25 protein-coding genes and 2 pseudogenes are annotated in these 25,270 nt (G+C 32.7%); 11 read left to right on the top strand and 16 right to left on the bottom strand.

Going from position 1 to position 25,270, the window contains the following annotated elements; translation table 11 throughout:
• Positions 1–211 precede the first annotated feature (211 nt).
• The 4 genes and pseudogenes from ACXKY9_RS04075 to ACXKY9_RS04060 all read right to left on the bottom strand — a co-directional run bounded on the left by ACXKY9_RS04075 (position 212) and on the right by ACXKY9_RS04060 (position 3,410).
• The gene (locus ACXKY9_RS04075) at positions 212–823 is read right to left on the bottom strand and encodes a DUF2812 domain-containing protein (RefSeq protein ID WP_002100804.1); all 612 of its coding nucleotides are present in this window, start codon (positions 821–823) and stop codon (positions 212–214) included.
• 13 nt (positions 824–836) lie between these two features.
• Positions 837–1,151, bottom strand: coding sequence for a PadR family transcriptional regulator (locus ACXKY9_RS04070; RefSeq protein ID WP_001078063.1), 315 nt, complete (start codon positions 1,149–1,151; stop codon positions 837–839).
• A gap of 175 nt (positions 1,152–1,326) precedes the next feature.
• Positions 1,327–1,551, bottom strand: a pseudogene (locus ACXKY9_RS04065) (hypothetical protein); the annotation flags it as partial.
• A gap of 125 nt (positions 1,552–1,676) precedes the next feature.
• Entirely contained in the window at positions 1,677–3,410 is a 1,734-nt protein-coding gene (locus ACXKY9_RS04060) for an S-layer homology domain-containing protein (protein ID WP_000288181.1), read from the bottom strand.
• A gap of 1,206 nt (positions 3,411–4,616) precedes the next feature.
• Between ACXKY9_RS04060 and ACXKY9_RS04055 the strand changes: the two genes are divergently transcribed.
• A complete protein-coding gene (locus ACXKY9_RS04055; RefSeq protein ID WP_000395458.1) occupies positions 4,617–5,507 on the top strand; it encodes a helix-turn-helix domain-containing protein in 891 nt (296 codons plus the stop codon).
• A gap of 419 nt (positions 5,508–5,926) precedes the next feature.
• On the opposite strand, the gene ACXKY9_RS04050 is transcribed toward ACXKY9_RS04055, so the two are convergent.
• The 3 genes from ACXKY9_RS04050 to ACXKY9_RS04040 all read right to left on the bottom strand — a co-directional run bounded on the left by ACXKY9_RS04050 (position 5,927) and on the right by ACXKY9_RS04040 (position 6,909).
• Positions 5,927–6,079 (bottom strand): DAK2 domain-containing protein, encoded by a 153-nt coding sequence (locus ACXKY9_RS04050; protein WP_000942238.1) that lies wholly within the window; start codon positions 6,077–6,079, stop codon positions 5,927–5,929.
• 43 nt (positions 6,080–6,122) lie between these two features.
• On the bottom strand, positions 6,123–6,512 hold the full coding sequence (locus tag ACXKY9_RS04045; RefSeq protein ID WP_000940662.1) for a hypothetical protein: 390 nt from the start codon (positions 6,510–6,512) through the stop codon (positions 6,123–6,125).
• Between the two features lie 268 nt (positions 6,513–6,780).
• Positions 6,781–6,909 carry a hypothetical protein gene (locus ACXKY9_RS04040; RefSeq protein WP_000733538.1) on the bottom strand — a complete coding sequence of 43 codons (129 nt, stop codon included), beginning with the start codon at positions 6,907–6,909 and terminating at the stop codon, positions 6,781–6,783.
• Between the two features lie 980 nt (positions 6,910–7,889).
• On the opposite strand from ACXKY9_RS04040, the gene ACXKY9_RS04035 reads away from it, so the two are divergent.
• The 4 genes from ACXKY9_RS04035 to ACXKY9_RS04020 all read left to right on the top strand — a co-directional run bounded on the left by ACXKY9_RS04035 (position 7,890) and on the right by ACXKY9_RS04020 (position 11,325).
• Entirely contained in the window at positions 7,890–8,348 is a 459-nt protein-coding gene (locus tag ACXKY9_RS04035; protein ID WP_000464469.1) for a hypothetical protein, read from the top strand.
• Between the two features lie 257 nt (positions 8,349–8,605).
• Positions 8,606–9,901, top strand: a complete 1,296-nt coding sequence (gene istA, locus ACXKY9_RS04030; RefSeq protein WP_000275580.1) for an IS21-like element IS232 family transposase — start codon at positions 8,606–8,608, stop codon at positions 9,899–9,901.
• Positions 9,891–10,643, top strand: a complete 753-nt coding sequence (istB, locus tag ACXKY9_RS04025; RefSeq protein WP_000798699.1) for an IS21-like element IS232 family helper ATPase IstB — start codon at positions 9,891–9,893, stop codon at positions 10,641–10,643. The genes istA and istB overlap by 11 nt, the downstream gene beginning before the upstream one ends.
• 379 nt (positions 10,644–11,022) lie before the next feature.
• Positions 11,023–11,325: a hypothetical protein gene (locus tag ACXKY9_RS04020; protein ID WP_000717611.1), complete on the top strand. Its 303-nt coding sequence runs from the start codon at positions 11,023–11,025 to the stop codon at positions 11,323–11,325.
• A 1,130-nt stretch (positions 11,326–12,455) separates the two neighbouring features.
• Here ACXKY9_RS04020 and dhaK read toward each other — a convergent pair.
• Positions 12,456–14,207: a dihydroxyacetone kinase subunit DhaK gene (gene dhaK, locus ACXKY9_RS04015; RefSeq protein ID WP_176887148.1), complete on the bottom strand. Its 1,752-nt coding sequence runs from the start codon at positions 14,205–14,207 to the stop codon at positions 12,456–12,458.
• Between the two features lie 178 nt (positions 14,208–14,385).
• On the opposite strand from dhaK, the gene dhaS reads away from it, so the two are divergent.
• On the top strand, positions 14,386–14,952 hold the full coding sequence (gene dhaS / locus ACXKY9_RS04010; RefSeq protein WP_000204212.1) for a dihydroxyacetone kinase transcriptional activator DhaS: 567 nt from the start codon (positions 14,386–14,388) through the stop codon (positions 14,950–14,952).
• A 19-nt stretch (positions 14,953–14,971) separates the two neighbouring features.
• On the top strand, positions 14,972–15,970 hold the full coding sequence (gene dhaQ / locus ACXKY9_RS04005; RefSeq protein ID WP_000723344.1) for a DhaKLM operon coactivator DhaQ: 999 nt from the start codon (positions 14,972–14,974) through the stop codon (positions 15,968–15,970).
• Between the two features lie 204 nt (positions 15,971–16,174).
• Here dhaQ and ACXKY9_RS04000 read toward each other — a convergent pair whose 3' ends face one another.
• From ACXKY9_RS04000 to ACXKY9_RS03985, 4 genes are all read right to left on the bottom strand, one after another.
• Positions 16,175–16,804, bottom strand: a complete 630-nt coding sequence (locus ACXKY9_RS04000; protein ID WP_000274243.1) for a LysE family translocator — start codon at positions 16,802–16,804, stop codon at positions 16,175–16,177.
• A 181-nt stretch (positions 16,805–16,985) separates the two neighbouring features.
• A complete protein-coding gene (locus tag ACXKY9_RS03995) occupies positions 16,986–17,639 on the bottom strand; it encodes a DUF2306 domain-containing protein (protein ID WP_001080302.1) in 654 nt (217 codons plus the stop codon).
• Positions 17,640–17,871: 232 nt separating this feature from the next.
• Positions 17,872–18,507: a hypothetical protein gene (locus ACXKY9_RS03990; protein WP_000935784.1), complete on the bottom strand. Its 636-nt coding sequence runs from the start codon at positions 18,505–18,507 to the stop codon at positions 17,872–17,874.
• A gap of 114 nt (positions 18,508–18,621) precedes the next feature.
• Positions 18,622–19,248, bottom strand: a complete 627-nt coding sequence (locus tag ACXKY9_RS03985) for a VanZ family protein (RefSeq protein WP_000379423.1) — start codon at positions 19,246–19,248, stop codon at positions 18,622–18,624.
• A 216-nt stretch (positions 19,249–19,464) separates the two neighbouring features.
• On the opposite strand from ACXKY9_RS03985, the pseudogene ACXKY9_RS03980 reads away from it, so the two are divergent.
• From ACXKY9_RS03980 to ACXKY9_RS03965, 4 genes and pseudogenes are all read left to right on the top strand, one after another.
• Positions 19,465–19,566 (top strand): annotated as a pseudogene (locus ACXKY9_RS03980) (TetR family transcriptional regulator); the annotation flags it as partial.
• 193 nt (positions 19,567–19,759) lie between these two features.
• On the top strand, positions 19,760–20,071 hold the full coding sequence (locus ACXKY9_RS03975; protein WP_000433539.1) for an ArsR/SmtB family transcription factor: 312 nt from the start codon (positions 19,760–19,762) through the stop codon (positions 20,069–20,071).
• A 286-nt stretch (positions 20,072–20,357) separates the two neighbouring features.
• Positions 20,358–21,533 (top strand): MFS transporter, encoded by a 1,176-nt coding sequence (locus tag ACXKY9_RS03970; RefSeq protein WP_000757551.1) that lies wholly within the window; start codon positions 20,358–20,360, stop codon positions 21,531–21,533.
• A gap of 355 nt (positions 21,534–21,888) precedes the next feature.
• Complete coding sequence (locus tag ACXKY9_RS03965) at positions 21,889–21,993, top strand: YjcZ family sporulation protein (RefSeq protein ID WP_000505689.1); 105 nt, start codon at positions 21,889–21,891, stop codon at positions 21,991–21,993.
• Between the two features lie 58 nt (positions 21,994–22,051).
• On the opposite strand, the gene ACXKY9_RS03960 is transcribed toward ACXKY9_RS03965, so the two are convergent.
• The 4 genes from ACXKY9_RS03960 to ACXKY9_RS03945 form a co-directional block, all read right to left on the bottom strand.
• Positions 22,052–23,421 (bottom strand): IS3-like element ISBth167 family transposase gene (locus ACXKY9_RS03960; RefSeq protein WP_087942837.1). Its coding sequence is split into 2 segments (ribosomal slippage): positions 22,052–22,956 and positions 22,956–23,421, totalling 1,371 coding nucleotides; the frame shifts between segments, so codons are not numbered across the junction.
• Between the two features lie 153 nt (positions 23,422–23,574).
• The gene (locus ACXKY9_RS03955; RefSeq protein ID WP_000620582.1) at positions 23,575–23,946 is read right to left on the bottom strand and encodes an ATP synthase subunit I; all 372 of its coding nucleotides are present in this window, start codon (positions 23,944–23,946) and stop codon (positions 23,575–23,577) included.
• Positions 23,947–23,968: 22 nt separating this feature from the next.
• Positions 23,969–24,553 (bottom strand): CDP-diacylglycerol--serine O-phosphatidyltransferase, encoded by a 585-nt coding sequence (pssA, locus tag ACXKY9_RS03950; RefSeq protein ID WP_000041621.1) that lies wholly within the window; start codon positions 24,551–24,553, stop codon positions 23,969–23,971.
• Complete coding sequence (locus ACXKY9_RS03945; protein ID WP_000198950.1) at positions 24,546–25,004, bottom strand: MarR family winged helix-turn-helix transcriptional regulator; 459 nt, start codon at positions 25,002–25,004, stop codon at positions 24,546–24,548. The genes pssA and ACXKY9_RS03945 overlap by 8 nt, the downstream gene beginning before the upstream one ends.
• Between the last annotated feature and the right edge of the window lie 266 nt (positions 25,005–25,270).

Below are 25,270 nucleotides of genomic sequence, written 5' to 3'. Positions count from 1 at the left end.
AAAAAGTGGGGGAATAAATAACCGGTTTCTTAACGTATAAGGAATCGGTTATTTTGTATTTAAAATGCGTCTAAACGTACAATTTTCTTTTTTTGATATGGTGACCTCCAATACATCATTGTCCTTCTCTAAGCTCATATCTATTTTAAGAAGAGTCATTTACAAATTCAAAAAAACCCTCAAAGCATCTACTTTAAGGGGATTTCTCCTATCATCTTCTCTCTTCATACAATCGATTTGCTTTATACGAGCAAACGAAAAACATACATGTCGCAACGGGGATAAATGTCAAAAAAAGTCCTCTCATTAATGCAAATGGCGTTTCAAATAAGAATGACCATAGAAATGATACACCTTGCTTATCCCATAATCCTGGCGTCAAGTATAGTTCTTTCGGATTTACAAAGGCTCCTAAATTCATTGTATTACTATACATAAATAAAAATAATATCGGCAAATAACAGATCGCTAATTCTAAAAATGTTTTAGATAGACGCTTATACTTCCCTGCTCGTGACATTGGATCTGAAAAAATGTCATCTTCACTTTCTTCATCTACCTTTTTAAAATATTGCGTACCTGACCACCGATTACCAGCTATATGCTCCCAACCACTATCTTCAAATAATGTGCAGTAATTAATAAAATCACTTTTTCTACTAAATACTCTATGGTCTATTTTAATCGTCGCATCTTCCGGTTCTGTATATCTAAATGTATAACCAAATGTATTGCTTTCTAGTTGATAGCCTTTCCAAGCCATCTCTTCTAACCATTTTTCCTCTTTCTCAAAGTCTAAAAAGAATTTTAATCTCCACATCATCGTTTCCTCCTAACTATACGTGTAATAAACTTTTTGTAACCGCAATAATGTGCTGCATTCTCATAAAATCTAAATGCAATACTTCTTTCCCGCGTTCCGTAATGACATACACTTTTCTTCTTTTATCTTCACTTTTTACCGATTCTATTAACCCTTGTTTTAATAAATTTTCCACCGCACCATACAATGTACCCGCTGCGATTTTCACTTGATGATTACTCAGTTCCTCCACCTTTTGCATAATTAAATATCCATGAGCTGGCTCTAATAAAGCTAAAAGAACGTAATACGTTGTTTCCGTTAATGGTAAATTTTTATCTCTATTCATAAAGACCTCCAATGTAACGATAACTATATAGCTAAACTATATAGTTAAACTGTATAGTTTAATTTTATACAGTCAGACTGTATATGTCAAATGTAGGAATAACTTTATAACCCAAAACAAAAACGCTACCTTTTTAAAAGATAGCGTTTTTGTTTTACCCTTGCTTATTCTTCGCCTTCATTTGCTCTTCAAGAGATTTTTTTTCAGTTTCTAACACACTCATATCACTTTTCAACTTTTGCGTTTCTTCAAAATGTTCATCTACTAATTTATTATATTCTTTCTCAGAGTACATTTTTTCACTGGTTGATGTCGTTTTTTCTTTCGTAACAACTACATTAATAATTACAAATAAGGCTACAATTCCTATTAACGCAACGAAAATCTTCTTTTTATTCATGATTAATCCTCCAAAATGTAAAATTTCAAAAATTATCATAACAGACCAATTCGCTTTCACCTGTCACATTTTGTCGAATCAATATAATAAAAAAAAGCATCTGAAACAGATGCTTTTTCTCATTCTTAATACGTAAACGTAATCGTCACTAAAGAATACCCTTCTTTCGCATTGTAAGGCTCCGCTTTATAAGAAACACGGTTGAACCCTTGCGGATAACCGATTTCCCCAATTGCATTTTTCACATCTTGCAGCGCACCGTTCATTGATTGCTTATAAAGTACTTCTATCTTTTCTGGCTTTGCACTATAACGCTGCTGCATTTTATTTTTTAATTCAGTATAGTTATTTGCAATATATTCATTTCCTAAATAGTTTAACTTTGTATCTTTTAATATTTGCTGATATGCAGACGTTTTCGTACTACCTGCCGCAATTTTATTTGTCAGTGTACTATAATAATTTGTTGTAGCTTGCGGATAGTCTCCACGGTTCCACTCATGATTTCTTGCGATTTGTTCATCTGATAAATTGAAATACGAATACGTTACGCGGCCCTGCTCATCTGGCACCGGATCATCGAATGTTGTATCAAGGTGATACCAATTGTTTTCGATTTTCACTAAATTCCAAGCATGAGGTTGTCCGTCCCCAGTTCCTGTCACGAAATGATTTTCAATTCCTGCTTCTTTTAATAATTGATAAGTTAATAGTGCGTAACCTTGGCAAACCGCAGAACGATTTACAAGTGCTTCATATGCTGTGTAAGCTTTATAAGACGTATCATAAGAAACATGCTTTACTACGTAATCATGAATCGCCTTCACTTTTTCGTGATCATCCATTCCAACTTGAGTGATAGAAGAAACGATTGCTTTCGCTTGTTTCATGACATATTCCGTCTGTTCTTTCGTTTCACGATATGTAATCTTAAGCGTAAACGTATAATTTCCAGGTGATCCAGAAAGTCCATATGAAACATTCGATCTATTATTATTTGTATACTCATTCTTACTTGCCACTTCTTTATATGCGTTAAAAAGTGTATTCATCACTTCGTCTGTATTATTATTTTTCGTTTTATATGGCAGTGTAATATTTGTCTCGTATGTATTAATACGCTTTTGTACTTCCTCTTTAAACGCTGTTAATAATGCCGCATCTCCTGTATCTTTCACATCAGCATTTTTATACTTCAAAGTTTTATATAAAAACTGCGCATACTGTTCACGTGTTACTGTGCCATACGGTTCAAAATTCCCGTTCCCTGTGCCATCTGCGATTCCATTTGACTGCACCGCACTAATTGCATTTTCTGCCCAAAATGGATTTGGAACATCCTTAAAGGTATGTTTTTGTTTTGCCGCAAGATGGAAAGCATTCGTAAGAATTTGTGCCATTTCTGCACGATTCACAGAAGCTTTCGGTCTAAATTGGCCATTTTCATCACCTTTAAAAACTCCTAAATTTGTTAAAGTTAATACCTCTTCTGGGAACATTGTAGAACTTTGATTAATATCACCGTAAGGATTTTTAAACGTAGACCCATCCTTTAATACGTAACGAGTTCCATCATTACTAAACGAGCCGCCTTGTTTATTTGGTACTAACACTCGATAAATTAAAGCCGCAACTTGCTCCCTTGTCGCAACATCTCCAAAACCAAATATCCCATTTCCATAACCGGAAATAATATTTTTACTCGCTAAATCTTTAATCGCAGGATATGACCAATGTGATGTCGGCACATCAGAAAAAACACCCACTTCAGCAGCTTTTACATCGCTGCCATTTGTATATAACAACGCACCACCAATAAGTGATAATGATGTAATTGATTTTAATAGTTTTGTATACATAATGTCTTCTCCCAATACGCTCTCTATTTTTGTTGGTTTATGTCGAAAAATCTAAAAATATGACAAAATATATTATACAATTAAAACTTTTTAAGGGATATATTAAATTTTAAAATATGCAAAAATTCATATTGTTATAAGGATTCATAGTGATATTATGTTATTTTACTTGCGAATATATAAATAAAAAAACGCTCATCTGAGCGTTTCATCTATATACCTAATAATTACTTTTTTCTACACTTCGAACTCTTCTTCGGTAATAATCCTTTGATCTAACAACTCTTTATACTCCAATATTTCTTTAGCCCCACGACTCTCCATGCGTATATTGTATAACACTTTTTGTATTGACCTTTGATTGGTCCGTTGAAAGATTTACTCCATTTAGAAATAATTCTATTGAATTTTTCACCACTAGCCACAAAAACATCTTATAATCTTTATATAATAAACTACAGTATTAGGAGTAGATAAAATGCCAGTTACACTCGAACTTATTCTTTTCATTCTTATAGCAATTAGTGCTGTTGGCTATTTAATAAAAGAATTTCAAAAAACTAGGAAACGAACACTTGGAATTTCACTAGAATTTTTAGTTCTTTTCTGGTCAATATGGAGAATATCAACTCTCATAATCTAATTTATAAAACATGAATTCCTTCGAATGAAGTGAAACTCTAATCAGTGGGGGTTTTACGGGATAAATTTACCAGTATTTTCACCACAACATTCATGTTAAAATCCCTTGTGAGTACGACATAACTCGACCTTATGAAGCTCCGCAGCTTTTATCGCGGAGCTTTTTTTATTTAAATTAACGCTTTTGTTCACTTTTTTGATACATTTACGAAACATTCATATGTTACGTTATATAAGTCCTTTTTTAAATCATATTCATTCTAGTAAAAAGTCCTAGTCCCCCTAGGACTTTTTGCATTCAAATAATGAGTTGTCTTTTTTCTCAATAACCGAAACTATTTAACATGGTAAAATAATAATTGGACTGGCATCCAATACCATATTACAATGGAGCAAATCGCAAGAAGGCACCTTAGAGTGTCTTTTTTGTACATAAAAAAATCTTACCATCTTATAGAAACGATAAGCCCTTTAAAACAATAATTGCAACTATATTAACTTTACATTACATTAAGGTTAGAGAATGTTCTTATATTAATAAAGTGCTAAATAGTAGGTGAAAAAATGGAATTTAACGATTTGGGTATTACCATTAAAGAACTTAGAATTAAAAAAAATATATCACAATCCGACTTATGTCACGGAATATGTTCACAAAGTCAAATTAGTAAGATCGAAAAAGGTATGATTTATCCATCTAGCATATTGTTATATCAATTATCAGAAAGACTCGGTGTTGATCCAAATAGTATATTTGCACTAACTCAAAACAAGAAATTAAAATATACAGAAAACGTAAAATACGTAATGAGGGATTGCATAAGGCAACATCAATATAAAGAGCTTTATGAAATAGTAACAAGAGAAAAATACACAAATAATTTTCAAACAAAAGAAGATAAACAATTTCTAATATGGCATGAAGCAATTGCTATATATTGTGTGAATAACTCAACAAAAGTGGCTTTAACTCTTTTAAATAATGCACTAAAACTAACTGTAACCAATATTGATTTTTTATCAGAGAGAGAAATAGATATTCTACATACAATGGCTATACTTCATGCAGAAAATAAAGAATACAAAAAAAGTATTACTATCCTTAAAAGATGTTTAAATAATTTTAACAAATTAGATTTTCCTAGAGATAAAGAAATTAAATTGAAAATCATTTATAATTTAGCAAAAAATTTAAGTTACACATATCAATACGAAGAAGCAATAAAATACATTGATAAGGGTATCCAATTAGCTATTAATCTAAATACTTTTTACTTATTGGGTGAACTATACTATGGAAAAGGTTCAAATTTATTAAAGCTTAAACAATATAATGAAGAAGATGTTGCTAATAACATGAGAAAATCATTATTTATATTTGAATTAACAAAAAACGAAAAAAAATTACAAATAATTAAAGAAGAATATTTCGAAAACAAAAATAACCACTCATAATTTCTTAAAAACTACTTATAAAACTCACAGGAAAAATCCCAATAGTTTTTAAACTTAGAACCATATTATTGTTTTAATTCAGAGGAAGGCACCTTAGGGTGTCTTTTTTTATTTTCAAAAGGACCTGCTCAATTAATTCTTAAAAACATACTAAGAAACATTGTTTTATTTATCCCATTTTCATTCATGCTATATAAAATTCGTTAATAAATCCACCTCAAACATATTTATATGCATTGGAGTATGTTTGAGGTGGAACTCCTTCAAATACTAGTTCCTTTTATAAGCCGTTTTTTTGATGTAGATGACATTATTCTCAATACAATAGAATGAATTATGGGAACATACTTAGCAATATATATCAAAAAACAATATTAAGAAAACCCCTCCACCTTAAGGTAGAAGGGATCTTCTAATTTCTATTTCAAACTACCTAAAATTTCCGTAAAGATAACCCAAAGCGTATGTGCACCTGCATCTGGATATCCTAAACTTTTTTCACCAACTACCGCTCCTCTGCCGAATGATCTTTCACCGATAGATTGTATGCCGTGAAGTGCTACTTGTAACATTTCAATTCAGATATACGACAGGAAAGAATACATCATCACAGTGTCAGCAAGCAAAAGTGTATTCTGCATTTCTGAAAACAGTAGATGGCAGATTGTGACCTACTGAATCTGCTAAGAAAGAATATACAAGAACATCCTTAACATCCTCTTTATTTCCACTAATGATGACATCAAGGAAATCTTCTACTTGAAATTCTGGAGTAAACAACACAATCTTAGTTGTTCTGTTTGGTTCTAAAGAAACAAAAGTACGAGAGATTTCAACTAATTCATTTTGAGTTGGGAAAAAGGTGTTTCGACTTCTCTTAACAGTTACCGTTACATTACTAGTATGGCAGCGTGAATCATTGTTTAACATAATGTTGAGAGCAGTTGGAATAATCCCATTTTCAGAAACTGGAACTCGAAACACTCCAGTAGATTTATGAGCCATATAATCAGATCCTTCCAAAATAAAATATATTTACAATATATTAGATGCAAAAAACGTTCATTTTGATATGGACAAATTATATGATTAATATATCTATAATAACCCTCGGTATTACTAAGCCAATGTTTTAAAAGATTAACAAATAATTACCTCTGCAAATTTAGAAAATATCTACACTTTTTACAAACATTATTACAATTAGATAAACTAAAGCAATATCTCATTAACAAAGGGACTCCATAATTGGAGTCCCTTTGTTAATGAGATATTAAAAATGATCAGCATGTGAATATTGTATAATTTCTTCCTTTTTTAGAGCATGTTGTGTATCACCTGTATTGTTACTAAATGATAATACTATCACTAATCCTAACGTCGCTAATATAAGCTTCTTCATTATTTTAACGCCCCTTTGCTTAGTAGTTTTTGTTTCGCTTCGTAACATACATCGAAATAATCACTAACTTTTTCATGCTTATTCAATTTGCTGCGACAACATCATTTGATAAAAATCATTAAGTTGTTGCATAACTGCTTCATACATTAAAATATTTGTGCTCATATCACTACGTCCTCCTCAACTACTTCTATTTACCTAAAAATTATCATAATTCTGTAAATTATATAATAGTTCAACCTCTAATTGTAAATCGATAAAAAACAACAGAATATTCCGAATCAAGAGAAGGGATTGGCTAACAAATGGTTACTGTATAAAAATAAAAAACTTGTGATATTGCTTTTATCATATTTGCTCTTATATATGGTTCTGTTACAAAGTTTGCTAAGTTAATATAAACTCTAGAAAAAATGAATAAAGATCACCACAGCTGAGCTATCTTTAATCCGTATAATAATATAAACATTCTATTAATTCATATTATTAATAAGGAAATACTTAAATATTCGATTTTTTTCTAAAAGTGTATTATACTGTAAATTGCTGAGGGATACATTTTAGTATTTTCTGGTAAATATTCAGTTTGTTAGGTTGTTATTAGTATTATGGTAACGAAAAACTTATATTTTCCCTTGAAGATAAAGCATTAGCAGCAATTACATCCAGATATCATAATAATAATTATTTTCTTAACAATATCACGGAATTTTAATTCAGAAAATTCGAACCCTTAAGTAATATAAAGTGCTAAATAAAATATTTAGACAATTGAAGTCCAACAACGATTAGAAGATATATATATTAGAAAAGGAATTTTGGGAGAGCTTATCCTATATAACTAATACATATAGCGTTGTATCTTTAAATCAATAAATTTTTCGATAAGCTAGTTAATAGATTATTGAATTTAATCTTTTAATAGAGTTAAAAAAATCAACTTTACATTCTAATTTAGAAATTATTAGGTGGTGTCGGTAGTGTTTGAGTATCTTTTAGTTAAAGCTTTATTTACTATTTTCTTAATTAGCCTAATCGTGTTAATCAGTTTAATATGGACTAAAATAGAAAAAATTCTGGACGAGACTGTATTTAAAAACGTTTCTGAAAAATCCAGATATGTAGTAACTATGGTAATTGTTATGGTAGGAGAATTTGTTCTCATAGTCATTACTTCATTAAATTGGAGAGCTTCAATTATTGACACACTCTTTTTTGGTAGTATTATTTTATTCTGCTGTATATGGCTAATACCTTATTTTGTTAATCAACAACAAAACGTCGCTAAAGTTATGGATAAGCATTTTAGTGGAGGGGTAGATTTAGGTGAAATTCAAGTTCATCGTGCGAAACTTTCTGCATTTAATTTAGGAAGTATTGTATTTTCTATAGTGGGAATTATTATACCTATTTGTTATTATTTTAAATACTTTTTATAACGGTTTATTGGTTCTGTTGGAAATTTTTTAAAGATATAGTAATAGGTGAGATTACAGATATTTATGTAGAAACAACTTAGATGTATAAGACAATCCATGTGAGCGAAAACAGTAAAATACCCTATAAGGTCTCTTTTACTTGTATTAATTAAAAAATGATACTAATTATAAATGCTAACTTAAATATGTACATTAACGCTTGAATAAATATGTACATTTTCAATTGGATTCTCCATACTGACTCTGAGGTGGTTAGTATGTATATTAAGCTAGATATTCAAACAGAATTTGAGGTTAAAAGTCTTTCAGACTTACCAAATTTTAAAAAACTAATGGGGAACTTAAAAATGAAGATAAATAAAAGTCAATTAGCCAGAGAATTGAATGTGGATCGGCGTACCATAGATAAGTATTTGAATGGTTTTACACCAAAAGGGACAAAAAATAAAACATCGAAAATCGATACATATTATGAAGTGATTGCAGCTCTTTTATCTAGTGATTCTAAACAAATCTTCTACTACAAACGAGTGTTATGGCAGTATCTAACAGACAATCACGGTTTAAAATGTTCACAGTCTGCATTTCGTGCTTATATTAATAGAAAGCCTGAATTTAGAACATATTTTGATGAGGGGAAGCGTATTTTATCAGGTCATTCAGTGGGTGTCCGTTATGAGACACCTCCAGGAGAACAAGCTCAATTAGATTGGAAAGAAAGCATACGATTTGAAACCAAAAGTGGCGAAATCGTATATGTGAATGTAGCTGTACTTTTATTGTCCTACTCGAGATTTAAAGTTTTTCATTTGAATATTTCAAAATCACAAAGTGTTTTAATGTCATTTATGACAGAGGCATTTGAAATGTTTGGTGGTGTACCGAAGGTAATTGTCACGGATAATATGAAGACGGTAATGGATGAAGCTCGAACAGAACACTTTACAGGAACGATTAACAATAAGTTTGCCCAATTCGCTCAAGATTTTGGATTTAAGGTACAACCTTGTATCGCAGGGCGACCAAATACCAAAGGGAAAGTAGAAGCGCCAATGAAACTTCTAGACGAAATTCATGCTTATCAAGGAAGATTCACTTTTGAAGAATTACATGAATTTGTGCAAAAATTATGTGCAAGAATTAATCAAACATTTCATCAAGGGACTGGTAAGATTCCAGTGTTTGCCCTAAAACAGGAAAAGAATCTCCTACAACCACTCCCGAAGAGCGCGATAAGAGATTCCTATATGATTAAGCATAAACTTGTAAAAGTTAATACATCAGGCATGATATCTTACAAATCGAATCAATACTCAGTTCCAGCTGAATATCAAGGTAAAACCGTCGGTTTACAAGTATATGATAATCAAATATATGTTTATCATAACATGAAGTTAATTGTACAACATAAAATCAGCCAATCTAAGCTCAATTATAAAGAAGAACATTATAAAAAAGCATTGGCTAAGTCACTACCTAAATATCCGAACATTGACAATTTGGCGAAACAAAATTTATCAGTAATTGGTGAGGTATATAGAAATGAAGAATAGCTATCAACAATTAACAACAAACCTAGAGTATTTAAAATTAAAACAAATGGCACAACATTTAGGTGACGTAGTCGATTTTAGCATTAATAATGAATTATCCTTCGTAGAGACACTTGTTAAACTGACAAACTATGAGATTGATGTACGAGAACAAAATATGATTCATTCTATGGTGAAAATGGGCGCATTTCCTCATAGAAAGGAGGTTGATGAGTTTGATTTCGAATTCCAGCCGAGTATTAATAAACAACAAATCTTAGATTTTATTTCTCTACGTTTCTTAGAGCAACAAGAAAACATAGTATTTTTAGGACCTAGTGGTGTTGGTAAGACCCATTTGGCCACGTCTATTGGTATAGCAGCAGCTAAAAAGCGAACAAGTACTTATTTTATTAAATGTCATGATTTACTTCAAAATTTAAAACGTGCCAAGATTGAGAATCGCCTAGAATCTCGTTTAAAGCACTATACAAAATACAAATTACTTATTATTGATGAAATTGGGTACTTGCCTATTGATCCGGAGGATGCAAAATTATTCTTTCAATTAATCGATATGCGTTATGAAAAGCGTAGTACCATCCTAACGACCAATATCAACTTCAAGTCTTGGGACGAAGTATTCCAGGACCCTAAACTCGCCAATGCCATACTAGATCGTGTCTTACATCATGCCACGGTGGTCAGTATTGTAGGACAATCCTATCGAATTAAAGATCATTTTAGCAAAGAAAATGATTGATTTTGTACATGCTTAAACAAGCGAAAATGTACATGTTTATCTTGACATTTACACTAATTTCCAAAACTTCCACCAGGACTTCTTTTTAGCTGCCCTCCCACCACTATGAGAGGTAAATGAAGGAAACCGATACAGCTTGTGCGTATGCAGTGCATTTTGGTCTGGGTCACAGTCTTTTAACGTGGTCGAACTACAGGGGGAGTAAGCATATTCCCGATGGATCCATTTCTATACCTCCATTATCTAGGGAAATCCCCCAGTATCCAAGACTAAATTTTACCCATACATCATTTTTTGATGTAGCTCTTGAAGATAAAAACTATTTAATTTTCAAGGAACAGTTATTAACTTAAAACTTATTATATGAGGAGGGTGTATCATGAAAAAAATATGCTTTGTATTAATTGTCGACGCTGGTATAAATTATGGTTCAATATTTTCTCTACCATTTTTAAGGAATCAGGATGATTTGAAGGAATATTTCTCTAAGTATTATGATGTCTCAATTAATTATATTAGGGATAAAAACTCAGTTGACTATTTGGTAGTTCCCAAACCGTGTCCAGCTTTTGATAATGAAAATAATCTTCCAATAATTGAAGTACCAGCAATCTTATTTATGGAAAAGAATTTTGAAAAAATAAAGACTTATATAGATAATTATTTTTCCAATAACTCATAAAGAAAATAAAAGTACAATAAAAAGAAGTCCGATAAAAAACGAATATTTCTATTAATCATTCGTTTTTTATTATATTTACATATATTTTTTAAAAGAGGATTATAGACGTTCTGAAAAAAATTAATTATAACAAGAACAGTGTTCGTGCTACTATCTACGGTTATTTTTTGTACTAAGTACCCCTTTAACTAACAAGACAACAAAAAATAATTAATATATTAAAGTGAATAATGTTACTATTTTTCAAACCTAATCTAGAAGACACCGGAATTCTTTCGGCTTCATATTCCTTCATCAGCTCAAAATCAGCCTGATTATTAACATCTAACTTTCGTAAATCTTACTTTTTATCTATTTGACGTATCATATTTGAAACCTTCAAGCTGAAGCTACTTTCTTGCACCTTTTCAAAACCAAATTTAGGATAAAATTCTAACACCGTATCATTCGCGAATAAGTATATAAAATTATAATTCTTCTCGTATTTTTTAATGATATGATTCATTAATTTAGTCGCTAATTAATTGATATTCATTCATGATAAATCCTCCATTTTTTATTATATTTTCCTAAAAAGAGTGTATATTTCTTACAACAATCTACTACTAAGTTTTCGTTAATCACCGCCTTATAATAGGTGTAACGGCATAAAAACATGCTTCCGGAATCAAAAAACGACAAAAAAAAGACCACAAGAAGAAACATCTTCTCATGGTCAAATTTCTGTCTATTATAAATACACCTATCCCGAAAGAATAGATATCGTGAAATAACATGAAATTTTTTGATAAGATATAATGTCTTCTAACCGCTACTAGTAAAAGGGTATAACAAATAAAATCAAGGAATTGTCCTTAATTTGACCTTTTACAGTATAAAATTCGTTTGAATTTTAATTAGCGATTAATAAGCTTCATCATATACAATCAAAACCTCTTTTCAATATAATTTCTTACTAAGAATATCTCCTTTGAAAACCGTTGTAAATGAAGACATAACAAAAAACAAGATTTATGTCCTTCTGTATCACCAAAATCGGTCGTTTTTGGTGATACAAAAAGACACATACTATTATTCTCGAAAACTACAGAAAAATCCCTCCGTCTTAAGACAGAGGGACTTTCTCATTCCTATTTCAAACTACCTGCAATCTCCGTAAAGATAACTCCAAGCGCATGTGCACCTGCATCAGGGTATCCTAAACTTCTTTCGCCAACTGTACCAGCGCGGCCCATGCGAGCTACGATTTCTTTCGTGTACTCTGCTCCTTTAACCGCTGCTTCTGCACCTTTTTCAAAGGCAGTTTTTACGTCTACTTCGTTTGAGGCGCTATCTAACCAAGAGTCTACACATGGAGCAAGTGCGTCAACAAGCGTTTTGTCACCAACTACTGCTCCTCTGCCGAATGATCTCTCACCGATCGATTGGATGCCTTGCAGTGCTGCTTGCAGTATTTCAGCGAATTCTTTCACTGTTAACTCACGCTTCTCGCCTGCTGCTTTACTAGCTGCGCGGAATGCACCGCCCCAAATTGGACCAGAAGCGCCGCCGCAATGTTCCATAATAATCATGGAGCAACCATCAAGGAATGATCCGATTGTTACGTTCTCTTGATCTACAATAGAATGCCACTCACGTTTTAATTGCTTAAATCCTTTTGCTACACTCATTCCGAAATCGCCGTCACCAGCGTGCGTGTCTAACTCACAGAATGGTACTTCATTTTTAATGATAATATCGCTCATTTTATCAACGAAATAAATCATGTTGTTTAATGTAATGACATTATCTTTAATAACAGCGTGTTCTTCTGCTGTTTCTAGTTCAAATGAAACTTCCTTCTCTTCTGTTTCTTCAAGTACATTTACATACTCTAAACTTTCAACTGGTCCATCTACTTTAAACGCTGGTGTATTACATTCTTTTGATAGTAATGTTTTTAACTCATCATCTAATTTCATTACAGTTAAAGACATACCAGCCATATCGATACTCGTCATATAGTTGCCGACGAATACTCTATTAATTTTAATGTTTCTAGCAGCTAATTCTCGCGTCACTGCATTGTTAAATAAGTAAAGTTCCTGCAGTGGTGTTCCGCCAAAACCGTTAACTAGAAGTGCGATTTCCTCGCCATCTTTTACTCCTAAATCTTTTATAAGGTCATTTGTCATACGGTTCGCTAGTTCATCTGCTGACAACATTTTTTCACGCTTAATTCCTGGCTCGCCGTGAATACCTACGCCGTATTCCATTTCATCTTCCGCAAGTGTGAAAGTAGGTGATCCGCTCGCTGGAACTGTACAAGACGTTAACGCTAAACCAATTGTGCGCACGTTAACCGCTGCTTTTTCTGCGACAGTTTTCACCGCTCCTAAATCCATACCTGCTTCCGCTGCTGCACCGGCAATTTTATGAACTAAAATAACTCCTGCAACGCCGCGGCGTCCTACTGTATACAGACTATCTTCTACCGCAATATCATCGTCCACTTTGACGTAGTCGACTTCAATTCCATCTTCCGTCGCTAAATGCGCACCGTTTTTGAAATTCATAATATCGCCGCTATAATTTTTAATAATTAATAACGTACCTTTTTTACTAGCTGTTTCTTTAATTGCTTGATATACCTGAATTTGTGAAGGAGAAGCAAAAACATCTCCGCACACCGCCGCATCTAACATTCCTTTTCCGACTAATCCTGCATGTGCCGGCTCATGGCCACTACCGCCGCCACTAATTAACGTTACTTTGTTTTCGTTCATTTCTTTCTTCTTAATCACTTTATATTTTTTCAAAAGTTCAAGCTCTGGGTGAGCCATAACCATTCCGTTACACATTTCCATTACTAATGTTTCTGGTTTGTTTATAATCTTTTTCATTGTGATTATCCCTCAATTCCTTTAATATATTGTGATATATTTGAAATCTTCTTCTTACTACTCATGTTAAAATGAAAGCGTTTTATAGTAAACGGACAAAATGGACAATCTGTCTAAAGACACCGCTCTCATTTATAGATAGGATTTTTATATTACTAACATTCTAGGGATGATTCAGATGACCTCTTCTATAATTTCTAAAAAGATAATCGCGAACTCATTGAAATATTTAATGGAAACAGAGTCGTTTCATAAAATATCAGTGAGCGATATTATGTTACACTGTCAAATGCGTAGACAAACTTTTTATTATCATTTTAAAGATAAATTTGAACTATTAAGCTGGATTTATAGAGAAGAAACGAAAGAAAATATTATAGACTTTCTCGATTATGAAAAATGGGAAAACATTTTTGATTTATTATTTGATTACTTTTATGAAAATCAAAAATTTTACCGAAATGCTTTTAAAGTTATTGAGCAAAACTCGTTTAATCACTATTTATTTGAGCATACGAAAAACTTATATATGAAGATTATTGATGAACTATCTGTAAGCTGTGGATTCAGCCTTTCTGATGAGACAAAAAATACGATTGCCTCCTTTTATAGTCACGGCTTCGTTGGAACAATAAAAGATTGGATTGAAAGCAAGTGCGAAGTAGATCCTTCCATTATGTCTTCTCTTATGAAAAATATGATAAACAATCAATTACTACTATTACTTGAGCAATCAGCAAAGTAATTAAAGGGTGGCAAAAGCAATGAAAAAGATTATGAATGATGTACAACATATCGTTCAAGATATGCTGCATGGCTTTTATTTTGAACATAACGACAAAGTAAATTACGACGAAACAAATAACATCATTTATGTAAAGGATATCGAAAAACTAAAGCAAAACGTCGCGATTATAAGCGGCGGTGGTAGCGGACATGAACCCGCTGATATTGGCTATGTAGGAAAAGGTATGCTTACAGCGGCAGTAAACGGCAGCATTTTCACTCCGCCTACAGTGGAACAAATTGTAGCGGCTACTCGCCTCATGCCAAAAGATAAAAGTATTTTATTCATCATTAAAAACTTTAAAGATGACGTTGAGAACTTTCTAGCGGCTGAGCAGATCGCTAAAGAAGAAGGAAGAAAAATTGACCATATCATCGTAAATGACGACGTTTCAATTGAAGATGATGCTTCTTTTAATAAAAGAAGACGCGGCGTTGCTGGTACTGTTTTCATTCAAAAAATACTTGGTGCGTCTGCTCTTGAAGGTCATTCTTTAGAAGAGCTAACAACAATTGGCCGTTCTGTTACAGAAAACTTACACACATTAGGAGTTGCTCTTTCACCTGCAAACGATCCAGTGCAAGGAAAAGCTTCATTCACATTAAATGACGATGAAGTGTTTTACGGCGTCGGCATTCACGGAGAAAAAGGATATCGTAAAGAAGCACTATCCTCTTCTGAAATATTAGCAATCGAACTAATGAACAAACTTAAAAGCATTTATCGCTGGAGAAAAGGAGACAACTTTGCCATCCTTATTAACGGACTCGGCGCAACGCCATTAATGGAGCAATACATTTTCGCAAATGACATTCGCCGTTTATGTGAGCTGGAAGGATTACAGATTACATTCGTAAAAGTTGGTACATTGCTAACTTCTTTAGATATGAAAGGTGTTTCGCTCAGTTTGCTTAAGGTAGAAGATTTGGATTGGGTGAAGTGGTTGAAGGAAAGTACGGAAACTGCTAGTTGGTAATACAAATAAAGTGAAACTTTAATCAGCCCTCACCAATCGGGCTTTTACGGGCAGACCGATCCTCACCTTGAAATAAACTTTTAGATAACTCAAAATAACAAGCAAAAAGTCCCTTCAAAGTTAAAGGGACTTTTTAGTATGTAGAAATTAGCCTAAACCTAAGATTACATCTCTTGAAAGGGGGCATTTTTATGTTATTCAGGTTTATTGAGGAGCTTTTGTTTGAAGCAACTTTAACCCCATACCAATAAAAATCAGTCCTGTTATCTTATTTAGAATCATTCCTACCTTTTGGTTTCCTCTTAATTTTTTTGTAACATATGAAGAGAAATAAGCAACAAATAAACACCATAATAGTCCAGTTACTGTAAAAGTAAGTCCTAAAATGATAAAAGGCATAGGACCTGAAGCCTTTGTATCTATAAATTGCGGAAGAAACGCAATAAAGAATAAAGAGACTTTTGGATTCGTAAGACTTGTTAAAAGCCCTTGTATATATATTTTTCTAATGTTCAATTTATTGGACGAGACCTGGAAAGCTACATTCGTCTTATCAAGTATCATTTTAATCCCTAAATATACAAGATAGATAACACCTATAACCTTAATAGTGTTAAATAGCACAATGGATTTTGTAAGTATAATAGATAAACCAAAAGCAACCAACAACGTATGAACTAAAGAACCAGTAATAATACCAAACACAGAATACATACCTGCTTTTCTACCTTGTGAAATACTTCTCCCCACAATGTACATGGTGTCTGCACCAGGAATTAAATTCAATAAAATTCCTGTTAGTAAAAACACTTCATAATTAATAATACCGTACATTTTAGCACCTCTATCTATTTTTTTGGTGCCCTTATTGATATTAAATTAAATAAACGAAAAAAGAAAGTATTTTCTATTTATTCAATAAAATTAGCGGATTTTTGAATCTACAAACGAAATCCAGCTATTTAAAAATTCAATTACTGAAGAATTCTGCCCTCAATATTACAGCAAATTTACATTAAAAATGTAAATCCTCATTTCCTTTGTATTTTCCTTTATTAAGTCTTTTTCTTATGAATAATTCTGCAACAATTAAATTGGGTACCCACGCTAACCAAGCAATAATAGCGTAACTAAGTTCAAAACGCTCTATTCCAAATAGAACGATAAACAACGGTAGCCAAATTCTTAATGTAACTGCTCCAAAGGTTAAAGAATAATTTCTAATCATCCAATTCCGATGCTCTTTAATTTTTTTATTCTTAACTCCATGTAACGCTTGATATGCTGATGTTAGCCAAAATACAGATAACAAACCGAAACCTAGCTTCGCTACCAATCCTCCCGTAGCATAAAAAGATAGGTATAGTCCAGAAACGCCTCCTAATAATATACCAACCATATAGATTCTCCCAATTATTCGATGACGGTTGATATTCCTTTCTCTAAATCTAGTGGATAATGTAAAAGGACCAATTACTAATGCTACTATACTAGTTGTAATATGTATAAATAGCATCATATACCAGAACGCACTTAATTTAGATCCAAACATAAGCTTCACTTTTACAAGCCCTGTTTGAAATCCATCCATAATAAAATATTGGACAACAATATAACTAGCTACTAAAAATGCAAAACAAGTAACTACAAACCAAATTTTCCTGTTCAAATTTTACTGCCTCCTTATTACATTCACGAAAATTAGATTATATATTTCTTTTCATTCTCGGGAAAAATAGAAAAGCCTTCTTTACTCTCTTTAGCACATTGTTTTTATAAACCGAATGACTTACATGCAACGACGAATAAAATATATGATACAAGGCCCTTCTTCATACATAAAAACCCTCAAGTATGTCGTTCTATACTTGAGGGTTTTTTCATTTATTCTCTCTCGTCTCTCATTTTCTTAAATCAATAATTAGCTCATCTGTAATCTGCTCAAGATGGAAAAATCTTTTTATATAATGGATATCAGACCATTTTTCTTCTCCACCAATAATAAATAATTCTTGCGCATCATACATAAATGAAAAGCTTGGATAGAAACTGTCCGCTTTTATTTCAATCCCACCAGTACGATTACTGATAATCTTACAGTCTGCTGAATAGCTTAATAGCGTATAGAGAGAATCTTGTGCTGATTGGAAGAAATACTTCATAAGTGTGGTTATATCATCACTATTGGTAATGCACACTTTAAAAAAGTTCGTATCCTTTTTCTTATTAGTAAAAACTAGCTCAAAATGAAGTTTATTCTCTTCTAAAAACCCTTCAATAAAGTCTCTACATAAATAAGTTTCAAATAACATATACATAGGAAATTTGTTATGTGCGCCTATAAATCCTTTAATAATTTCTTCAAATCCTGTATGCTGATTCAAATTCGTTCCCACTCCTATCATAATAGGGTGATTTAAATAAATAGGATACGGTGATTGCCCTTCATCTTTTAACATATACACTCGTTTTTCATCTGTATGAAGAGCTGGTTTAGACTCTTTTAGTAAGTATTGAGATAATTGAACATTTAACACATTTACACCTGCCTATCATGTCATACATAAACTGTATCTATTAAGTTAGAAAAAAGGATGAACAATTCATATTTTACCGTGTATAAGCGAGAAGAACTAGAATAGATCGCCGGCTTACATGTCTCCAGGATAATAAATGAACATCGCACCTACAAATGAAAAAACTAAACAAAAAACAGCCTCGTATTTTATAACTAAAGAAGAGTTCGTATCAAGCCTTTTTTCCTCTCTTTTACATATCATTTTAAACATTTTAAATAAAACTCTATATATTACATACCCCACAATTGCCCCAAGGGTATTCGTAAATACATCATCAATATCTGTAATTCTATTATTTAATAATTGGTTTAACTCAATTGCCAATGAAAAAAAGAATCCCGCACATACGGTGTTTTTCATTTTTCTAAACTGCGACCAAATAGTCGGTAATAAAAAACCTAATGGCATAAACAGTACAATGTTCAAAAGATACGTCGTACTACCTGCCGTATCAAATAGAGTCAAGTTGATTTGACTTACACGAATCCACGTTTCATATCTACTTATATCCCATACAGTCGCGATCTGCGTCACCCTATACACTAGCGAAAGGTAGAATAGAAAAACATATACCCACAAAAAATGCAGAATAGATATAGTTCTTTTCGCTTTAAAATAAAATCCAATTTGAAACACAATACAAAACATAATAGTAAAAAAATAAGTATACAAATAACTCATCAAAACTCCTGTATCCATGTAGAATCCCCTAACTTTACAATTTCATCTATGACTTTGTTGTTTATAGGATAGGAGAAACTTTTAAAATAAAAAGTGGGGTAAACATAAAATTTTTCTTAAATCTTCAGTTGGGTTTTATTATTACTCTTCTTAGGAATCCACCATTGATAGCTAGGCAACAGTATGCTTACACTTAACAATATTATCATTTTTGCACGTAATCCTCGTAATACTTTAACCGATGAAGCATATATAAAATCATGTGAATCGTTTGTTCAGTTAAAACATGAAATTAAGAAATATATGACGTACTATAATCACTCTTGCTATCAATAGAATGTACAGAAGATGACTCCTGTTTGCATACAGAAATCATCTTTTTTAGGTTACCGATTTTTTTTATAATGTCCTTTACAAAGGGTACAAATCAAGAGCATCTTATTCCTATTCAAGGGGATCAACTATACCTTCCTCCCTTAAAATCACTAAAACCCATTTACGAATCTATAAAAGTAGATATAATATCCTTATGGAACCTTTATTAATTTATAAAGCATTGTCAAATGAAACAAGATGTCAAATTTTATCATGGTTAAAAAATCCAGAAAACCATTTCGACGAAAAACCTTACCTAGAACAAGACCTTAACTTTCAAGTTGGAGTATGTGTAGGAGATATCCAGCTTAAAACTGGCTTAGCTCAATCGGTTATTTCTAGTTATTTATTAACTATGAAAAAAGCAGGCTTACTAGAGTCTGACCGAATTGGAAAATGGACCTACTATCGTCGAAATGAAAAAACAATACGAGAGTTTTCTGAATACGTCCAAAACGAATTATAAAATGAAAGCTAATAATCAATCAGCATACTAATTGATTATTAGCTTTCACACATTCTGCTTTTTTACAGGTATCCAATGACTTCTTATAAATTGCACTGCCTGTAAAAGCAAGAAACATCGAAAGGAGAATTTTTTTTAATATATCATATCTAGTTATTTAGATATCTGTTATTGTATTTCAGATTACATACTCCTGATAATATTGGCATCCAATCATGCTTATAATAATGCTTCTTTGTTAATGAATTTACTTTCAAAATACTGATACGAATGGAGAGTTTTATAAATGAAAAAAGTAAATCCTTTACTTATTCTGACACTCGCAATAGGTGTGTTCGGAATTATTACTACCGAGATGGGTATTGTCGGCGTATTACCACAAATCACTGAAAAGTTCGGAATTTCAACTACACAAGCTGGATTTTTAGTAAGTATATTTGCACTAGTTGTTGCTATTTCTGGTCCGTTTTTAATTCTGCTCGTCTCTAGTATTAATCGCAAAATAATTTTATTAACAGCAATTTTCACATTTGTTATTTCAAATTTAATCTACGCTTATACAACACAATTTGAAGTCATGCTTGTTTTTCGTATTTTACCGGCAGCGCTTCATCCACTCTTCTTTTCAATCGCTCTTGTAACAGCTGCTAAACTTGTCCCTCCAGAAAAGAGCGGTCAAGCAGTTACAAAAGTTTTCATGGGAATTACTGTTGGTTTCGCTTTAGGTATACCACTAACCTCTTACCTTGCAGACCAATTTTCACTCGAAATGGCTTTCTTATTCGGAGCATTCGTTAACACTCTTGCATTCATTGGAATACTACTCCTACTTCCTTCTATGCCTGTTAAAGAAAAAATGTCTTTCGGCAAACAAATTCGTATACTCGGCAAACCAGGATTATGGTTAAATATTTTAACCGTCACATTCCTTTTTGCAGCCATGTTTTCCGTATACAGCTACTTCGCCGAGTACCTTGCAAAAGTAACTTCCATGAATGGATCTCTCATCAGTATCATGCTATTCATATTTGGTATAGTTATGATTTTAGGTAATCATTTATTTGGTGGTCTCCTGCAAAAAAGCATAATAAACACTGTAATATCATTCCCTATTCTATATTCTATTGTTTACATATTGGTTTATTATTTAGGTTCCTACCCTGTTCCAATGATTTTTATAGTATTCATTTGGGGAATCGTACATGCTGGTGGATTAATTGTTGGTCAAACATGGTTAATAAGTGAAGCTAAAGAAGCACCTGAATTTGGTAACAGTCTATTCGTTTCGTTCTCAAATCTCGGAATTACTTTAGGAACCACTATTGGAGGCTGGTTCATTTCAAACTTAGGTATTCACCAGCTTATTTGGAGCGGCTTTATATTCACACTACTCTCATTTCTATTAATTATAATAAAACTAAAATTTTTCAATTCTAATAGCCAGGCTTCATTATCAAGCTAGTACATTTTCAGTTCCAAATTCGATAAAGTGAAACTTTAATCAGCCCTCACCAATCGGACTTTTATTAATTTCAACGTTTAGACAGATACATAACTCCAAAACTAAAACGTTTATTGCAATTATCGATATGGAACATTTTACAAAACAACTTAACATGGTAAAATAATATTCGGACAGGAGTCCAATATTATTAAAATTAAGATGGTTCAAGTCGGAGGAAGGCACCTTAGGGTGTCTTTTCTTTATTTGCAAATGGACCTGCTCAATTATTGTGTAAAAAACATAAAGTAAGTTGAATCCATTAAAATACATGAGTGACCCCTTGTTTTCCCCTCTTATTAAAGGAGGAACTATTATGGGATTTGGTGGTAGTTGTAGTAGTGGTTGTGGCGGCGGCTTTGCTTTACTAGTTGTATTGTTTATTTTATTAATCATTGTTGGAGCTTCTTGCTTCTGCTAAAAAACTATTGGAAAAGACACTCTTATATGAACTGAACCCAAAAAATTAGACAAATATATTAAGCAGCTACTAAGGATTGAACTCTGTATTGCACAGGGGACAATCCTTTTAGTTTTGTTTTAATTCTTTTGTGATTGTAGTAATGAATATAAGTTTCTAGTTCTTGCTTAAATTGTTCCATACTTTCAAACTCTTTAAGATAAAGTAATTCAGACTTTAATAAGCCAAAGAAATTTTCCATGACTGCATTATCTAAGCAATTTCCCTTACGGGACATACTTTGGATAACGTTATGTTTTTTAAGCGACTGATGATATTGTCGCATTTGATAATGCCAACCTTGATCCGAGTGTAAAATAGGAGTTTCCTTATCATTCAAACATTGAAACGCCTTATTTAACATTTTAGAAACAAGGGAATAGGCAGGTCTATGTTCTATATTGTAAGCTATAATTTCTCCGTTATATAAGTCTAAAATGGGTGATAGATATAGTTTTTTACCATGTAAGTGGAACTCCGTCACATCTGTTACCCATTTCTCGTTTGGTTTTGATGCGTGAAAATTACGTTTTAAAATATTAGGAGCGAATTTCCCGACAGTCCCTTTATATGAACGATATTTTTTTAATCGAACAAGACATTTTAATCCCAGGATATTCATTAAACGTCGAACGGTTTTATGATTTAATGCATGGCCTCGATTACGTAATTCCAATGTAATACGACGATAACCATACCTCCCAAAATTCTCACTAAAAATCTCTTTAATTAATTCTTTAACTTTCTTATATTTATCTGGACGTTTCGCTTGTTTCATCCAGTAATAATACGTACTACGAGCGATATTAGCGACTTTCACAAGGTCAACGACCTTATATTTATGCCTTAATTCATAAATCAATTGCGCTTTGTCTTGGTCTGTGATGTTTTCTTCTTTTGAACTAAGGCATTCAACTTTTTTAAATAGTCATTTTCCATACGCAGACGTTCATTCTCTGCTTGTAGCGCTTCTATAGAACCTTCAAGAAATACTTCGTTTTGTTTTAAATGTTGGAGCTTAGCTTTTTCTTTGGCCATGGTTAGACGCCCCTTTTTCTTTGATTTTAGGGCATCTAATCCTTCTGTTTCATAAGCTACTTTCCATTTTCGGAGTGTTTCGCAAGAAGGAATATTAAAAAAAGCAGCTGTTTCTCTCAGAGATGTCCCATTTTCATTCATATAATGAATTACATCTAGTTTATACTCGAGAGGGTAAGTTGTATAGCGTTTTTCAAACGCCTTTTCCCCTGAAAATTCAAACCGTTTAATCCATTGATAAAGTTCTCTAGGATGAACCCCTATAGAATTAGCAATGGTTTTTCCGCCTTCCGTACCTTCTAGATATCGTTTTACTGCTTGTATTTTATCTTTTGAAGAAAATTTAGCCATAAAAAATGCACCTCCAATTGTTAGTTATGTGTCTAACAATTGGGGTGCACTTCATATATGGGTGTCTTTTCTTTGTAATAAAAAGCTCTCTAGAAAAGAAAGTTTTGAGGCTTTTACATTCAAATCATCCAAATTAGTTATTTACACAGCACTTTATTTCTTCTCATCCCTCATACTGTAATAGCCCAAATTAATAATAATCAGGAAATACCCACCCATAATTCCAGCTGCAAATGTCCACATGTACTCACGGTGTTCAATTTCATACATAATAATCGCACCGAGTATGGCGGCTGCAAACCGATTCATCATGCCGAGCATTGGTGCTTTTTCTTTTTTTACGATGCTATTTCCGAACTTTTCGATACGCCTTCCTAAAATCCAGGCGCAGTACATACTCACTAAAAGGCCGATGCTTATCCCTACAAACTGGGCTGGAAAAGGTGTCAGCAACCATCCCAATAACATCACGCCTAATAAACAATATATTTGTATGTTGAATGATCTTAATGCCATACGAATCATATTATGCTCCTTATCTTTCCTATTAATCCCATCTTTCGGACTTCAAGCTTTCCGATATATCTTTTTTAAAATGAGGGAATTTGATTTTACTCACCATTAAATAAGCGAGTACGCATGTGCCAAATGCCACGGAAACTGGGTTATTTAGGAGGCATAAAATGAGGAGACACATTGCCGCAAATGGAATGGGCATTCCGATGAATGTTGGGAGTTTGCTTTGTTGCGTGTTAAATCTAGCAAGCCGCAGCATTCCGCAAATACTATAAGCGAGCGCACATATCATCCCGATAAACTGCAAATCTTTTAAAGCGACACTATAGGCAAGAATAGATGGTGCCACACCGAAGGTCACTAAATCCGCAAATGAGTCTAACTCTCCGCCTATTTCCGAAGCAGCATCTAGTTTCCGAGCGACCATACCATCAAACAGATCAAATACCATACCTGTAATAATGAACATAACTGCACCATGCATATCGTGAACGAAAACAGCGTGAATAGCCAAAAGCCCACACACAAAATTTGCTATCGTAATCATATTTGGTATGTAACTCATCACACGCTTCTCCTCCTTTCTACTAATTGCTTCATCTTCATTCTTACTCATTAGACTCAAGATCCTTCTGCTTTTCTTCCAATATCACTTTATTTATTTTCGTTAACGTATCAGTCATTTGCTGCAACGCTCCAATATCAATTTTCGAGAAATATTTCTCGATCAATACATCATCTAACTCAGACAATCTTTCGATATATTTACTACCGTTTGGACCGATCGTAAGGAAATACTCCCTTTTATTGTTAGGATTCACTTGTTTCGAAATCATCTGTTGCTTTTCCAATTTCGATAAAACTTGGCTCACAGCACTTTTCGTTATATTAAACGTACTCGCAATGTTATTTGCTGTCGTGTTTTCATTTAAATGAATATGAAATAACATGCTCTCTTGCTGCCCAGTAAGACCGAACTCATCCTTTAAATCTTGAAATAGTAAAATATAGAGTTCCGTATAGGCTCGATTCATTTCATTAATTACTTCTTTATACGTTCTAGTCATAGCATCCTCCATGCTTTTATTTCGTTTTGCTTAATAGTTAAGTTTACTTAACTTAACTATATTATACCGTTATGTTTGTGTAAAGGGAAATATAACTCTACACTTTACTCACAATGATACAAAAAAGAAGACACTCTTCTAAAACATGTTTAGTCGCTTCTGTCTCACTGCTTTCCTCATCCAAATACTTGGCAAGTCATTCTGAATAATCAAAAAGAAAATCAACAAAATTCCATATAGACCCATTACTGGTTAAAATGTTATAA

This window comes from Bacillus sp. 2175, assembly GCF_057812155.1.
Note: the sequence above shows the minus strand (reverse complement) of the source record. Positions and strands in the feature narration are given on the sequence as shown.

Excerpts from the sequence above, each read along its gene's own strand:
- ACXKY9_RS04075 (WP_002100804.1), bottom strand. The coding sequence starts at position 823 with ATGATGTGGAGATTAAAATTCTTTTTAGACTTTGAGAAAGAGGAAAAA.
- ACXKY9_RS04070 (WP_001078063.1), bottom strand. The coding sequence starts at position 1,151 with ATGAATAGAGATAAAAATTTACCATTAACGGAAACAACGTATTACGTT.
- ACXKY9_RS04060 (WP_000288181.1), bottom strand. The coding sequence starts at position 3,410 with ATGTATACAAAACTATTAAAATCAATTACATCATTATCACTTATTGGT.
- ACXKY9_RS04055 (WP_000395458.1), top strand. The coding sequence starts at position 4,617 with ATGGAATTTAACGATTTGGGTATTACCATTAAAGAACTTAGAATTAAA.
- ACXKY9_RS04050 (WP_000942238.1), bottom strand. The coding sequence starts at position 6,079 with ATGTTACAAGTAGCACTTCACGGCATACAATCTATCGGTGAAAGATCA.
- ACXKY9_RS04045 (WP_000940662.1), bottom strand. The coding sequence starts at position 6,512 with ATGGCTCATAAATCTACTGGAGTGTTTCGAGTTCCAGTTTCTGAAAAT.
- ACXKY9_RS04040 (WP_000733538.1), bottom strand. The coding sequence starts at position 6,909 with ATGAAGAAGCTTATATTAGCGACGTTAGGATTAGTGATAGTATTATCA.
- istA (WP_000275580.1), top strand. The coding sequence starts at position 8,606 with ATGTATATTAAGCTAGATATTCAAACAGAATTTGAGGTTAAAAGTCTT.
- istB (WP_000798699.1), top strand. The coding sequence starts at position 9,891 with ATGAAGAATAGCTATCAACAATTAACAACAAACCTAGAGTATTTAAAA.
- ACXKY9_RS04020 (WP_000717611.1), top strand. The coding sequence starts at position 11,023 with ATGAAAAAAATATGCTTTGTATTAATTGTCGACGCTGGTATAAATTAT.
- dhaK (WP_176887148.1), bottom strand. The coding sequence starts at position 14,207 with ATGAAAAAGATTATAAACAAACCAGAAACATTAGTAATGGAAATGTGT.
- dhaS (WP_000204212.1), top strand. The coding sequence starts at position 14,386 with ATGACCTCTTCTATAATTTCTAAAAAGATAATCGCGAACTCATTGAAA.
- dhaQ (WP_000723344.1), top strand. The coding sequence starts at position 14,972 with ATGAAAAAGATTATGAATGATGTACAACATATCGTTCAAGATATGCTG.
- ACXKY9_RS04000 (WP_000274243.1), bottom strand. The coding sequence starts at position 16,804 with ATGTACGGTATTATTAATTATGAAGTGTTTTTACTAACAGGAATTTTA.
- ACXKY9_RS03985 (WP_000379423.1), bottom strand. The coding sequence starts at position 19,248 with ATGGATACAGGAGTTTTGATGAGTTATTTGTATACTTATTTTTTTACT.
- ACXKY9_RS03975 (WP_000433539.1), top strand. The coding sequence starts at position 19,760 with ATGGAACCTTTATTAATTTATAAAGCATTGTCAAATGAAACAAGATGT.
- ACXKY9_RS03970 (WP_000757551.1), top strand. The coding sequence starts at position 20,358 with ATGAAAAAAGTAAATCCTTTACTTATTCTGACACTCGCAATAGGTGTG.
- ACXKY9_RS03965 (WP_000505689.1), top strand. The coding sequence starts at position 21,889 with ATGGGATTTGGTGGTAGTTGTAGTAGTGGTTGTGGCGGCGGCTTTGCT.
- ACXKY9_RS03955 (WP_000620582.1), bottom strand. The coding sequence starts at position 23,946 with ATGATTCGTATGGCATTAAGATCATTCAACATACAAATATATTGTTTA.
- pssA (WP_000041621.1), bottom strand. The coding sequence starts at position 24,553 with ATGAGTAAGAATGAAGATGAAGCAATTAGTAGAAAGGAGGAGAAGCGT.
- ACXKY9_RS03945 (WP_000198950.1), bottom strand. The coding sequence starts at position 25,004 with ATGACTAGAACGTATAAAGAAGTAATTAATGAAATGAATCGAGCCTAT.